Here is a 12,860-nt window from a genome sequence, read left to right as displayed (position 1 = left end):
TTCTCGGCCGGCATCCTGCCGGCCTCCGAGGTGCCGACGGCCCCTTGCGCGTCCATGCGCCCGGCCATCGGCAAACCCGCCGCTACCGGTTTTTACGGCCCCCGCCCAGGTCTATGGGGTTTACCGCAGTTGCAGGTATTCTTTCAGCAGGGACGGCCAGGTGACAGGATTAAAGAGGATGTTGGTCATCATGTAGCACTCGTGGGTGCAGAAGCAGCCGTGGCGGCGGATGGCCGCCACCACCTCCCGGGCCCTGGGGCTGGCCAGCAGGTTTTTCAGCTTGCCGTCAAAATCCCGGATGTTGCCCATGGCCATGGCCGAGCGAAAATCCTCGCAAGGATAAACGGTACCGTCATCGGCGATAACCAGGTTGAGCCGGCCGGCATAGCAGGGCAACTGAGCCTGGCCCTGACGGGCGGTGGCCAAAATATAGCGGCGCTGCAGAATATCCTGGGCCGCCTTGAGCCGGGCGCCGCCGAAACGGTAGGTGGCGGCCTGGCGTTTTTTTAGTTTCTGCGCCAGGTATTCGCAGGCCTGGTGATACTTTTCCAGGTCCGCCGCCAATTGGCTTTTGTCGGCCAGATCGCCCCGGGCCAACGAGATGGTGTGGGTGTTGATATGGGGCAGGCCGGCTACGAAATCCACCGTCTCCCGCATGCTCTCCTGGGTGGCGGGGCAAAAGACCGAGTTGATCCCCAGCTCAAAATTAGGCCACTGCCCTTGCAGCTTGCCCAACTCGGCGGCGGTGCGCAGGCAGGCGGCATGGCTGCCGGGCACCCCCCGCAGGGCGTCGTGCACCGCCGGCGGCCCGTCCAAAGAGAGCTTGACCACCACCGTGGAGCGGGGACAGCGGCGCAGAATGTCGCTCACCGCCGCCGTAATCCGGGGGGTATCCAGGCCGTTGCTGGGCAGCAGGATAATGGCCGGCCGGGTATGCCGGTAAAAGCTTGCCGTTATGGCCGCCAGGTCGTCGCGCAGAAAAATCTCCCCACCGGAAAAGGCCAGCCAAAGCAAGGGCGGACTTGAAGCGGCAATTTGCTCCAACTCGGGCAGCGACAGCTCCATGGCCTTTGCGGCCGCCGGTGAGGTATCGGCGGCCAGGTAAAAACAGAAAGAGCAACGCTGATTACAGCGGCGGGTAAGAAAGATGGTCAGGTGCAGGGGATCTTTTTTGTACAGCACGCTGCCCAGGTGGCGAAAGGGGGAATAACGGCGGTGGCCCCCGCGACTGCCGGCTTCAGCGGCCATGGCCCATACCTTCTTCGCCCGCCAGGTAGCCCAGCGCTCCCCGCAGGGCGCCGAACCCCACCGGCAGAGGGTAGAGCAGGGCGTAGTAGAGGCCGGCGCCAAGGGCAAACATGATCCCGCCGGCCCGGTAAAACGAGGCCAGCAAAGGGCGCTGCTCCAAACCGTTGGCAACCTGTACCACCAGGGCGGTAAAGAGCAGAGCCCAGGGGGAAGCAACTCCTTCACCAGCTGCAGCCGAGTTATTGCCCAGCTCCCCGACCACCGCCGCCGATTCCGGCCCCAACCACCACAGCAACAGCGCCAGCAGCAACAGCAGTAGACTGACCCCCCAGGCGGCGACGTTAATCTTCAGCTCCCGGGAAGCGGTGCCCGAGTCGGTCAAAAGATCGCGATTGGCCAGGGAATAGGTGGTCCAGTAGCGGGCCTTACGGTAGGCGTTGGCCAGTGACCGGCGCAGGTCGTAGTTGAAGACGTGGCGCACCAGAATTTGCGGGGCCATGCGCAGGATAAAATCGTGGCGGCGCAAGCGGTGGCTGAACTCCACATCCTCGATGATGGGCATGAAGGCCTCGGGGAAGCCGCCGCCGGCCTTAAAGGTGTCGGCGGCGATCAGCATGGCGTGGCTGGCGATATAGTCGGGCTCCTCCAGGCGCTTGGTCTCAAAGTGGTGGATAAAGGTCGACTGAAAATTACTGAAAAAACCAGCATCGTAGGCCTGCAAGGTATAGGTACCGCCCACCACCACCCCGGCCCCGTGCTCCTCGGCGGCCCTGGCCACCAGGCTCAAGGTATCGGGCAAGACCAGGCAATCGGCATCGATAAAAAACAGATATCCTCCCCTGGCCGCCGCCGCCCCGGCATTCCGGGCCGCCGAAGCTCCCCTCCGACGCTTGAGGGTGATCAGCCGGCAAGCCGATTCCGCCTCCCGCCGGACCTGGCCCTGCCGGTTCCGATGCTGCTTGATAAACGAGTTGATCAACGCCACCGAACCGTCGCCGGAACCGTCGTCCACCACGATGATTTCAAAATTCCGGTGATCCGAGGCTGCCAGGGCCTCCAGGCAGCCGCCGATGGTGGCGGCCCCATTGTAATTGGGCACTATAACGGAAATAAGAGGGGCGGCGGAAGAGTTCAAGCAAGGCCACCAGCGGGAAAATGAAAAGGGGAAAATAAAAAATGGGGCAATGCCGTAATCGTTCAGCAGCACCGCAGGTTCGGGCAATCAGACAGGCGCAGCGTACCCCTGTACGCAAGCCTGACTGATCGCCCGAAGATGCGGTGCTGCTGAACGATTACCGGCGGACTGCTAGCAGGTTACGACTACCACCAGCAGATGGACTTATCGGCGTCCATCACCATGTCCACCAGTTTGTCGTAATCAACCTGGCCTTCGAAAAGCTTGAACTCGGCGGCCTCGCGGCCCTCGGAAACGATCTCCACCAGCTTCTTGGTATCGCCATCCGGCTCTGAACGATATACATGCAGGATTTTCATAATCTACTCCTGTGCTTATTTAGCTCGATTTACTTAATGCCGTACGGAATGACGAGATCCATGTCACGCAACTGCTTACCCAGTTCCTCAAGGGTGATGGGGGTCAGCTCATTTTTCTCGCAAACTGAGGGAACGGTGGAGTACATCTCACCTTCCATGTCCCGGATCCAGTCGACGTTTTCCTTGTTGTGCTCGTCCAGTTCCGGCATATCGGTCAGTACCGCACCGAAGGCATAGTTGTTCTCCACGGCCTGACCGAGGGCGGAACGAATGCCGTCCACGACGTAGTCCGGGTTTTTGTACATAAAAAACAGTTTTTTAGACATATTAATAACCTCCCTGTCCTACAGTGTCATGTAGCGCTCATAGTTTTCGATGATGTCGCCGTGCTGGGCCTGGGTGGCCATCTTTTCGGTGGTCAACCCTTCGGGAACGTCTTCAACATTGAAGCCCATCTTTTTGTAGCTGTCGGCGCAAATCGAAACGTCGTCGGCCAGTTTCACCAGCTCGGACCAGGCAGGATCCTGGGTCAATTTGGTGCCGCTCCAGGTAAAAAAGACTTTTACCTTAATACCTTTGGCTTTGGCGGCCTTGGTCACCCCCATGATATGCTGCATGTTATCGGGGTTGGTAACAAAAATACCTAAACTGTTCGCCATGCTGTCCTCCATCGCGATTCATTGTGCAGAAAATGCCACCCGGCAGCCGCCGGAACGGGATACAAAAGGTCCGACGGGCCGAATATCCGCCCTGATATAGACGATCAGGCCTTCTTCAGGAATACGGAAAAGAAGCCGTCGCCGTCTTTGATGCCCAGGAACTCATGGCCTTCCCGTTCGCACCAGGCGGGCATATCGTTTTTGGAGCCGGGATCGGTACCCTGTACTTCGAGAATCTGGCCGGAACCGAGTTGGCCGACCGCCTTCTTGGTCTTCAGCAGCGGCATGGGGCAGCTAAGTCCTTTGGTGTCCAGGGTCTGGTCGGGAGTAATGCTGTTTACGTCCATGATTGCTCTCCTTTTTTGTGGTTTGGTGATGATGAAGAAATACCGTTGCTCACCGTATTAAACAGGCTGGGTAAACAAAGGGCGCTACCCAGAATCTAGCAAGGGTCTGTAACCTATAACGGACCGGTAAAGAAGATGTCAACAAAAAAAGCCCGGCAACCACCGCCCCCCGCTTCAGGTGGCACATTGTGTCACTTTAGGCCGTCCTGGTCACCTAAAATCAAGGAGAAAAACCTAGAGCAAGAAAAGCGAGAGCATGATTTTGTGGAATCTATTATTATATAAGATTTGCCAGGGAGCAATAATACGTCGTGCCTGGTGAGTTACCAGCACTGTTTCGTTTTAGTGGCTCAACACGTTTTTTTTGCGAGGTAGACATGCAAGCACTGGGTATCTGCCTGGGGGCCTCCACCATCAGCATGGTGGGCCTGACCCGGGACGAGGGGGGAAAGATCACGATCAGCCTGCAGCGCAAACGCTCCCATGAGGGCAACCCGCGCCGGGTATTAACCGAGATGCTGGCCACGGTGGAGCAGCCGCCCGGCCTGAAGGTGGCGGCCACCGGCCGCAAATTTCGCAACCATCTGGCCCTCTCCACCATTCCCGAACCGGAGGCGGTGGAGCAGGCCTGCCGCTTCGTGCTGCCCCCTGACCATTCCTACCGGACCGTGGTTTCCGCCGGCGGCGAGACCTTCATGGTTTACCGTCTGGACGATGACGGGCGGATTCAGCATATCCAGAGCGGCAACAAGTGCGCTTCCGGAACCGGTGAGTTTTTATTGCAGCAGTTGGGCCGGATGTCGCTGTCACTGGAAGATGTCGAGGCCATGGGGCAACCGGCCAAGCGCTACCAGGTTTCCGGCCGCTGCTCGGTGTTCTGCAAGAGCGACTGCACCCACGCCCTGAACAAGGGGATTCCCAAAGACCAAGTGGTGGCGGGGCTGAGCCGGATGATGGCCGGCAAGATCCTGGAACTGCTGAAAAAAATGCCCTCGGACCATGTGCTGCTCATCGGCGGCTGCGCCGCCAACCAGTCGATGGTCCACTACCTGCGGGAAGAGATCGCCGATCTGGCGATTCCCGACCCTGCCGATGCCCCCCCGGATGCCATGGAAGCGTTGGGGGCGGCCCTGTGGGCCCTGGAGCACGAAACCCGGCCATTGCCTGCCCCGGAGCAGGTGTTCAGCACTCGGCGCGGCAGCTTTTCCCACCATCAGCCGCTCACCGAATTCCGCCGCCTGGTGGACTTCAAGCCCTCCACCCGCGGCCAGGCGGCGGCCGGGGACCGCTGCATCCTGGGCCTGGACGTGGGTTCCACCACCACCAAGGGGGTGATCATGCGGCGGTCCGACAAAGCCATCATCGCCGCCGATTACTTGCGCACCGACGGCGACCCGGTGGGCGCCTCCCGCCGGGTGTACGCCTCGCTGGCCCAGCAACTGGGCCCGGAGTTGAGCCGCTCGATCATCATCGAGGCTTTGGGGGTAACCGGTTCCGGTCGCCAGATCGCCGGCCTGCACGCCTTGAGCGAAGGGGTAATCAACGAGATCATCGCCCACGCCACCGCCGCCGTGCATTTCGACCCGGAGGTAGACACCATTTTTGAAATCGGCGGCCAGGATGCCAAGTACACCTACATCACCAACGGGGTGCCCTCGGACTACGCCATGAACGAGGCCTGCAGCGCCGGCACCGGCTCCTTTCTCGAAGAGGCGGCCAAGGAGAGCCTGGGCATCGGGGTAACCGAGATCGGGGAAACCGCCTACCGCGCCACCAGCCCGCCCAACTTCAATGACCAGTGTGCCGCCTTCATCGGCTCGGACATCAAAAGCGCGGCCCAGGAAGGGGTTCCACTGGAGGATATCGTGGCCGGGCTGGTTTATTCCATTTGCATGAACTACACCAACCGGGTCAAGGGCAACCGCCCGGTGGGCCGCAAGGTTTTCATCCAGGGCGGGGTCTGCTACAACGAGGCGGTACCAGCGGCCATGGCGGCGCTCACCGGCAAGGAGATGGTGGTACCCCCGGACCCTGGCCTGATGGGCGCCTTCGGGGTAGCCCTGGAGGCGGAACGCCGCCTGGAACAGGGCCTGCTGGAACCCGACCGCTTCGATCTTAACGAGTTGGCGGTGCGGGAGGTGGAATACGGCCAGCCCTTCAAGTGCGGCGGCGGCAAGGACTGCGACCGGGGCTGCGAGATCTCCCGGATCATCATCAACGGCAAAAGCTACCCCTTCGGCGGCATCTGCAACCGCTACGACAACATCATCCATCGCCGCAAGGTGGAAAGCAGCGGTCTGGACCTGGTGGTGCAACGGGAACGCCGGGCATTCCGGGATGCGCCCCAAGCCACAACCCCCGAGGTTGACCAGGGGTTCCGCGCCCCGGTTGACGCGGGTTCACCGCCGGCCGAACAAAAAACGGTGGGCATTAACCGCTCGTTTTTGATCAACACCTTCTTCCCGCTCTTTAACCGTTTCTTCCAGGAGCTGGGCTTCAAGCCGGTGCTCTCGGAAAAGCTCGACCCCAACGGGGTGGACAAGCGCAACGCCCCTTTCTGCTACCCAGTGGAACTGGCGCACGGCCTTTTTGCCGACCTGTTGGACAAAAAGCCTGACTACCTGTTTTTGCCCCATATCCGGGCAGTAAAAGTAACCGACGACGCCACCACCTCCTGCATCTGCCCCTTTGTGCAGGGGGAACCCTATTACCTGCGGGCCACCTTCCCCGCCGCGGAGCAACGGCCGATTCTAACCCCGGTGTTTGATTTCAGCCAGGGCTTTGCCGCCAACCTGACGGTTTTCCAGGACCTGGCCCGGCAACTGGGGGCCGACCCCAGGCGGGCCGAAGCGGCGCTAAAGGCGGCCATCGCCGACCAGGAGTCTTTCCGCAACGATCTCAAGGAGATGGGTCGCCAAGCCCTGGCCGAACTGGAGCGGGACCCGGAAAGCACGGCGGTGGTGCTCTTCGGCCGGCCCTACAACAGCCTGGTGCGGGAGGCCAACAAGGGCATTCCCGCCAAGTTCGCCTCCCGGGGCATCCGGATTATCCCAATCGACATGCTGCCCTTTGAAGACGAACCGCTGAGTGCCGACATGAACATGTACTGGGCCATGGGCCGGATGATCATGAAGGCGGCCCGGCTGGTGAAAAACCACCCCCAGTTGTACGGCACCTATATCACCAACTTCTCCTGCGGACCGGACTCCTTCCTGCTCACCTACTTCCGGGACATGATGGGCAGCAAGCCTTCGCTCACCCTGGAGCTGGACAGCCATACCGCCGACGCCGGGCTGGAAACCAGGATCGAGGCTTTTCTGGATATTGTCCGCTACTACCGACAGATACAAACCAACAACGCCGACGCGGCGGAAGCGGAGCAGCCAACGCAACCGGAGCAGCCGGCCCCGCAAGTCGACCCCGGCCCGACGGTCAGCGGCCCGACCCCGCAAAGCAAGGAGTTCAAGCCGGCGGTGACCGAAATGCGCGGTGATGAGCTGGGCATCCGGCTGGCCGACGGCTCCTGGGTGCCCATGACCGACCCCCGGGTCAAGGTGCTGGTGCCGGCCATGGGGCCATTCGGCACCAGCCTGGTGGCGGCGGCCTTCGGGCGGCGCGGAATCAGGGCCGAGGCCCTGCCGCCGGCCGACGAAGAGGCCCTGAAACTGGGCCGGGGCAACTCCTCCTGCAAGGAATGCCTGCCCCTGCAGACCACCGTCGGCACCATGCTGCAATACCTGCAGCAGAAGCGGCCCGAAGGTGAAATCACCGCCTACTTCATGGCCACCACCGAAGGCCCCTGCCGCTTTGGCCAGTACCACGTCTTCTCCCACCGCACCATCGTCCGCCACCAGATTCCCGACGCGGCGGTGATGTCGCTGACCTCCACCAATAGCTATGGCGGCCTGGGCAACAAGTTCACCCTGGCGGCCTGGCGGGCCATCATCATCGGTGACCTGCTCAACGAGATCTGGTCCACCATCCAGGCTGGCGCCAAAGACAAGGAAGCGGCGGAGGCGATCTTCTGGCAGGAGCAGCAAAAGCTGGAACAGGTTATCGCCAGCGGCTGGGCCACCATCGCCCGGCAGCTTAAAGCCACGGCCCGGGAGCTGGGCAAAATCGAGCTGCACACCCCGCACGGACAGATCCCCAAGCTTTCTTTGGTGGGCGAGATTTACGTGCGCCACGACCCCATCTCGCTGCAGCGCCTGATCGAGCGGCTGGCGGCGGAAGGCTTTATCGTTCGCACCTCGCAGGTATCGGAATGGATCAAGTATTGCGACTGGCTGGTGAAAAACCGCATCGAGGGCAAACCGGATTTCCCCTGGTGGACCCGCTACTGGGTCAAGCGCTACTTCGACGCCAAGATCCGCAAGCTCATGGCCCCCTGCGGGCTCTTTCACTACGAGGAAAAGGTGGAGGTGGAACCGCTGATTGCCGCCGGCCGCCGCCACATCGCCCCCGAGCTTGCCGGCGAAGCGATCCTGACTGTGGGTGCGGCCCTGCACGAGATCCTGCACCCCTCCTGCGGCATCATCTCCATCGGGCCGTTCGGCTGCATGCCCACCCGGCTGGCGGAGTCGATCCTCAATGAAAAGTTCACCAGCGGCGAAAAGCGGCAGGTCTGGGAGGCGGAAGGCCACCGGCATATCCCGGCTCTGCTGCAAAAAGAGCGCAAGTTGCCCTTCCTGGCCTTGGAAACCGACGGCAACGCCTTCCCCCAAATCATCGAAGCCCGCCTGGAGGCCTTCGCCCTACAGGCCAAAAGAGTCCACGAAGATCTGGTAAACGAATAGGGTTGAATAAACCTAGCGCGGTTAAACGAACGCTGGTGCCGCAAGATGCGGCGCCAGCGTTCGTTTAACAATTACAGGGGCGGGCAGCGGTCGAGAGTTACCCGTTTGGTGCGTTTATGAATGGGGATAATCTGATTGGGATTACCCAGTTCGTAGCGTAACTCCACTTCCACGTCGGCACAGCGGGTGCCTTCCGGCAGCAGGAACTCGAAGGTTTCCTCCTTGGTGCGGAAGGGCTGAATGCTGGTGTCGCGCACGTAGCTCGCCTTCCATTGCGCGCCGTAAACCATCACGTTGGCCCCCCGCTGGGTGGTCGCCTGGGGATGGTAGTGGCGGGTATCATTGGCAATCAGCTTTCCGTCCAGATCTTTTGCGGTCACTTCCAGGACCACTCGGTTGTGAGACGGTCAGCCGTCGGGAATCCGGTGCCCGGCCTTGGAATCGATTTTGGTTTCGATTACCAGCCGGTTGGGGCGATCGCCGCCGGCCCGCAGCCACTCATAGCCCATGGCCTGCATGTTGAGCGAAAGCGACTCAGCCAGGCGCTGGCTCATCAACTCGGTATCATTCCAGTCCGGCAGCATCCGATGATCGGCGAAGCCGTCCTTTTTGGGATAGAGGTGGCAGTCCTGGCAGCTCTGGGTGCCGCCGGCGGGAATGTAGGCGTGCTGATAGCTGCCGTACAGGGTGGCGCACTGCACCGGGTTGCCAAACTCCAGGTTGACCCCGACCCCATGGCACTGGCCGCAGTACAGCGGCTCTTTCATCACCGGGCTCTGGCGGATCTCGGTAAAGACCGGATCGGGATGGTTGGGAATATCCCGGGTGCCGTAGAGCACGTTGGGCTCGGGCTCGCCTTCCTGCAGGCGGTGGATGATCGCCCGGTGATTATGACAGACGATACAGGTAATTTTAAGCTGACCGATTTTGCGCCGATCCTGATCCAGCAGCGCCTGGGCATACTCCGCCGCCACCGAATCCTCGGCATGGGTCAGGGCCTGGGGCAGGTGGCATTTGAAACAGGGAAAGGTTTCCAGGGTGGCCTCGGAAGGGTGCTCCGGCGACCAGGGAGTGGCCCCGGCCATGGCCAGCGGGGTATCTTTAAGGCCGCCGTGCACCCCCATCAGCGGTCGGGCGTGGTGGGAAGTTTCCCACTGTCTGTAAATTTCACCATGACAAGCCTTGCAGCGCGAGGCATCGAACATCTGCGCCAGCTCATCAATGGTGGTGGCTTTCTGGCCGGCAAACGCCATGCCCGGCAGGGCAAGGGCGGCTACGACCAAAGCAATCATCCAGTGCTTCATCGATTTTCTCCTCTCTAGATTTAGATGCATATTACCCCCTGTTAATTGTCATTTTTTGCTGTTCACCACCTCCTTGATCTGCTTATGTTTTGGTTGAAAGAATAAGAACATCACACCTAAGTATCACTTGGTGAACATTTAGCACCTTCCAGCTCACCGTGAAAAGTGACAAATTGTCGCAGGCAGGAATTAAAAATTGCCATGCGGCCATGCCACATTGATCAGCATAGGCAATATAAACAAATGCTGTCAAGGCGGTTTTTTGCATAATTTTTACGCCAGGCAAAGCGACAAAAAAAATGCCGGCGGCAAACTGCCGCTTGTACTTTTTATTTTATGCAATACATTACATTAATATGATGTTACGGCAGCCTGGCTGCCGGGATAATAAGCACAAGTGGCGGGGTCTTGCCCCTTGCCCCGCCACGGGAGACGAAATCTTGACGCAACCGCTTGCCCCTGTAGAGCCGGTTTCCGGTTTAACCGACAATCATGGCCGGATGGTCAACTATGTCCGGCTGGCGGTCACCGACCGCTGCAACCTCAACTGCCGCTACTGCCGCCCCAAAGGCCCCTGCAACGAACCGCGGCGGGAGTTGCTGAGCTATGAAGAACTGGAGCGTATCTGCCGCCTGCTGGTGGCCATGGGGATCAGCAAGGTACGGGTTACCGGGGGTGAGCCCTTGGTGCGCCACGGTATGCTGGGTTTTCTCCGCCAACTGCGCGACATCAAAGGGCTGCAGCAACTGGCCCTGACCACCAACGCCACCCTGCTGGCTCCCCACCTGTCGGAACTGCGCCAACTCCGGCTTTCAGGTCTTAATATCAGCCTGGACACCCTGCAACCGGAACGTTTCGCCGCCATCACCGGCCAGGATTTGTTTGCCCGGGTTTTTGCGGTGATCGAAGCGGCTGTGGCCGCCGGCATGCCGGTGAAAATCAACGCCGTGGTCCAGGAAGGAATCAACACCGATGAGCTGCTGGAGCTGGCCCGACTGGCGGAAAAACGCCCCATTCAGGTGCGCTTTATCGAGCCCATGCCCTTTGACGGCGGCAGCAGCTTCGTCGCCGGCAACTGGAACCTGGCCCGCCTGGAGCAATACTTCCGCAACAACCTGCCGGCACTCACCGAAACACCGCTTGCCGGCTCCACCGCCCGGGTTTTCCAGGTGGCCGGCTTCAAGGGCAGCATCGGCCTGATCGGCGGCTACTCCCGCTGTTTTTGCGCCACCTGCAACAAAATAAGGATCACCCCGCAGGGAATACTGAAAACCTGCCTGTACGACGACGGGGTGCTGGACTTGAGAGAAACCTTGCGCGCCGGGGCCGACGACGGGGAGCTTACCGAGTTGATTCGGTCCTGCCTGGGTCGCCGGCAAATCGACGGCTTTGCCGCCGCGGAAAAACGAAAAAAAGGCCACCTGCCGGGAAGTTGCGCCTCCATGGCCACCATCGGCGGCTGAACGTTTACTTTTTACCGAGGAATAGAACTATGGGCACGGTTGAAGCAGTTTGTATCAGCGCCAAAAAAGGGATCATCAAAAAACCGGTGGAGCAAGTCGAGCTGAAGGAAAACTGGGGGATTGCCGATGACGCCCACGCCGGCGACTGGCACCGCCAGGTCTCCCTGCTGGCCGGCGAGAGCATCGACGGGGTGAAAGACAAGCTGCCCCAGATCGGCCATGGGGTTTTTGCCGAAAACATCGTTACCCGGGGAGTCGACCTGGCGGGGCTGAAGATCGGCGACCAGCTGCTGATCAATGGGGAAGTACTGCTGGAGATCACCCAGATCGGCAAGGAATGCCACAACAGCGGCTGCGCCATCAAGAAGGCCACCGGTGACTGCATCATGCCGCGGGAGGGGATTTTCAGCAAGGTGCTCAAGGGCGGCACGGTGAAAGCCGGTCAGAGCATTGAGGTCCGACCGGGAACCGGCAGCCCGCAGGGGGCGCCTGAGAAAACCGCGCCATGACCCTGGCCGACCGGCTGCTCCGGCGCATGGCGCGGCCCGGCACCACGGTGGACTTTACCGGTGCCCGCTGCCTGCGCCGCCGTTTTCTCCGCAGCGCCTGCGACCGTTGCGCCCGGGCCTGCCCGCCCCAGGCCATTTACCCGGGCGAAGGCACAGTACGGCTGGAGAGCGAGCGCTGTACCGGCTGCCTGGTCTGCACCGCCGCCTGCCCCACCGGGGCCCTGAGCGGCCGGGATTCCCGCCTGGCCAAGGCGGCGGCTAAAATTACCGCCCGCACTCCGGCCCCCCAGTTGGCTGAGCCCGGCCCGGCGCTGCTCTGTTGCGAAAAATCTCTGCGGCACGGCACCGAAATTATCCTCCCCTGCCTGGGGGGGCTTTCCCGCGAACACCTGGCCGCTTACGCGCTGCTTGGCGGCGGGCTCATCCTGCTGCTCCACCCCTGCCGGCAGTGCCACTCGCCCTGGGTGCCGGAGGTCCTGCAGCAAAGGCTGGATGAACTGCAACAGCACTGGCAGGGTCTGGCCAACCAGCCGCCGATCCTTTTGCACCGGGAAGCGGAGCCGCCGCCGGGCTTAAGCAAAACCAAAAAACCGGCGGAAGGGGAAGGAAAGCAGCGCCACGGCACGGCCGGGTCAGCCCCCCCGGACCGGCGCGATTTCTTCCGGGCCTTCAAGGAAGTTTCCCTTCATGCCGCGGCCGAAACCTGGACCACCCTGCGGGAGGAACAGCGCCAGGAAGAGGAGTGGGCGGCCAGCAAGCACCTGCCCGACCGCCTGATGCTACTGCAAAAAGCAGGGCGACAGCACGCCGCCCACGCGCCGCTGGTGGCGGCGCTGCTGAGCGAGCTTAGCTTCAGCCCGGAATGCAATCTCTGCGGCGCCTGCATCGGCTTGTGCCCCAGCGGCGCCATCAGCAGTGACGACGAGCTTAAACAACTCAACTTCGACCCCTGGCGCTGCAGCGCCTGCGGCCTCTGCCGGGAATTCTGCCCGGCCCGCGCCATAAAGCTGTAACCATGCACGCTTCAACGCAATATTCCT

11 protein-coding genes are annotated in these 12,860 nt (G+C 61.1%); 4 read left to right on the top strand and 7 right to left on the bottom strand.

What is annotated here, in order from left to right; genetic code table 11:
• Positions 1 to 120: 120 nt before the first annotated feature.
• The 6 genes from DAAHT2_RS12230 to DAAHT2_RS12210 form a co-directional block, all read right to left on the bottom strand.
• Positions 121 to 1,248 (bottom strand): radical SAM/SPASM domain-containing protein, encoded by a 1,128-nt coding sequence (locus DAAHT2_RS12230; RefSeq protein ID WP_013164587.1) that lies wholly within the window; start codon positions 1,246 to 1,248, stop codon positions 121 to 123.
• Positions 1,238 to 2,383, bottom strand: a complete 1,146-nt coding sequence (locus tag DAAHT2_RS14085) for a glycosyltransferase family 2 protein (protein WP_013164586.1) — start codon at positions 2,381 to 2,383, stop codon at positions 1,238 to 1,240. Before DAAHT2_RS14085 ends, DAAHT2_RS12230 begins: the two co-directional genes overlap by 11 nt.
• A 185-nt stretch (positions 2,384 to 2,568) precedes the next feature.
• Entirely contained in the window at positions 2,569 to 2,742 is a 174-nt protein-coding gene (locus DAAHT2_RS14840; protein ID WP_013164585.1) for a hypothetical protein, read from the bottom strand.
• A 29-nt stretch (positions 2,743 to 2,771) separates the two neighbouring features.
• Positions 2,772 to 3,068: a hypothetical protein gene (locus DAAHT2_RS12220; protein ID WP_013164584.1), complete on the bottom strand. Its 297-nt coding sequence runs from the start codon at positions 3,066 to 3,068 to the stop codon at positions 2,772 to 2,774.
• Between the two features lie 18 nt (positions 3,069 to 3,086).
• Positions 3,087 to 3,401, bottom strand: coding sequence for a hypothetical protein (locus DAAHT2_RS12215; protein ID WP_013164583.1), 315 nt, complete (start codon positions 3,399 to 3,401; stop codon positions 3,087 to 3,089).
• A 104-nt stretch (positions 3,402 to 3,505) separates the two neighbouring features.
• Positions 3,506 to 3,748: a sulfurtransferase TusA family protein gene (locus tag DAAHT2_RS12210; protein ID WP_013164582.1), complete on the bottom strand. Its 243-nt coding sequence runs from the start codon at positions 3,746 to 3,748 to the stop codon at positions 3,506 to 3,508.
• 377 nt (positions 3,749 to 4,125) lie between these two features.
• Here DAAHT2_RS12210 and DAAHT2_RS12205 point away from each other — a divergent pair, with 377 nt between their 5' ends.
• Entirely contained in the window at positions 4,126 to 8,544 is a 4,419-nt protein-coding gene (locus DAAHT2_RS12205) for an acyl-CoA dehydratase activase (RefSeq protein WP_013164581.1), read from the top strand.
• A gap of 71 nt (positions 8,545 to 8,615) precedes the next feature.
• Here DAAHT2_RS12205 and extKL read toward each other — a convergent pair whose 3' ends face one another.
• On the bottom strand, positions 8,616 to 9,848 hold the full coding sequence (extKL, locus tag DAAHT2_RS12195) for a multiheme c-type cytochrome (seleno)protein ExtKL (RefSeq protein ID WP_248595810.1): 1,233 nt from the start codon (positions 9,846 to 9,848) through the stop codon (positions 8,616 to 8,618).
• A 440-nt stretch (positions 9,849 to 10,288) separates the two neighbouring features.
• Between extKL and moaA the strand changes: the two genes are divergently transcribed.
• From moaA to DAAHT2_RS12180, 3 genes are read left to right on the top strand one after another with little or no spacing between them, the layout of a single operon-like run.
• On the top strand, positions 10,289 to 11,311 hold the full coding sequence (gene moaA / locus DAAHT2_RS12190) for a GTP 3',8-cyclase MoaA (RefSeq protein ID WP_218915015.1): 1,023 nt from the start codon (positions 10,289 to 10,291) through the stop codon (positions 11,309 to 11,311).
• 29 nt (positions 11,312 to 11,340) lie between these two features.
• Positions 11,341 to 11,820, top strand: a complete 480-nt coding sequence (locus DAAHT2_RS12185) for an MOSC domain-containing protein (protein ID WP_013164577.1) — start codon at positions 11,341 to 11,343, stop codon at positions 11,818 to 11,820.
• Positions 11,817 to 12,833, top strand: coding sequence for a 4Fe-4S dicluster domain-containing protein (locus DAAHT2_RS12180; RefSeq protein ID WP_013164576.1), 1,017 nt, complete (start codon positions 11,817 to 11,819; stop codon positions 12,831 to 12,833). The genes DAAHT2_RS12185 and DAAHT2_RS12180 overlap by 4 nt, the downstream gene beginning before the upstream one ends.
• Positions 12,834 to 12,860 lie beyond the last annotated feature (27 nt).

Source organism: Desulfurivibrio alkaliphilus AHT 2 (genome assembly GCF_000092205.1).
GTDB lineage: Bacteria > Desulfobacterota > Desulfobulbia > Desulfobulbales > Desulfurivibrionaceae > Desulfurivibrio > Desulfurivibrio alkaliphilus.
This window is presented reverse-complemented; position numbering and strand designations above follow the sequence as displayed.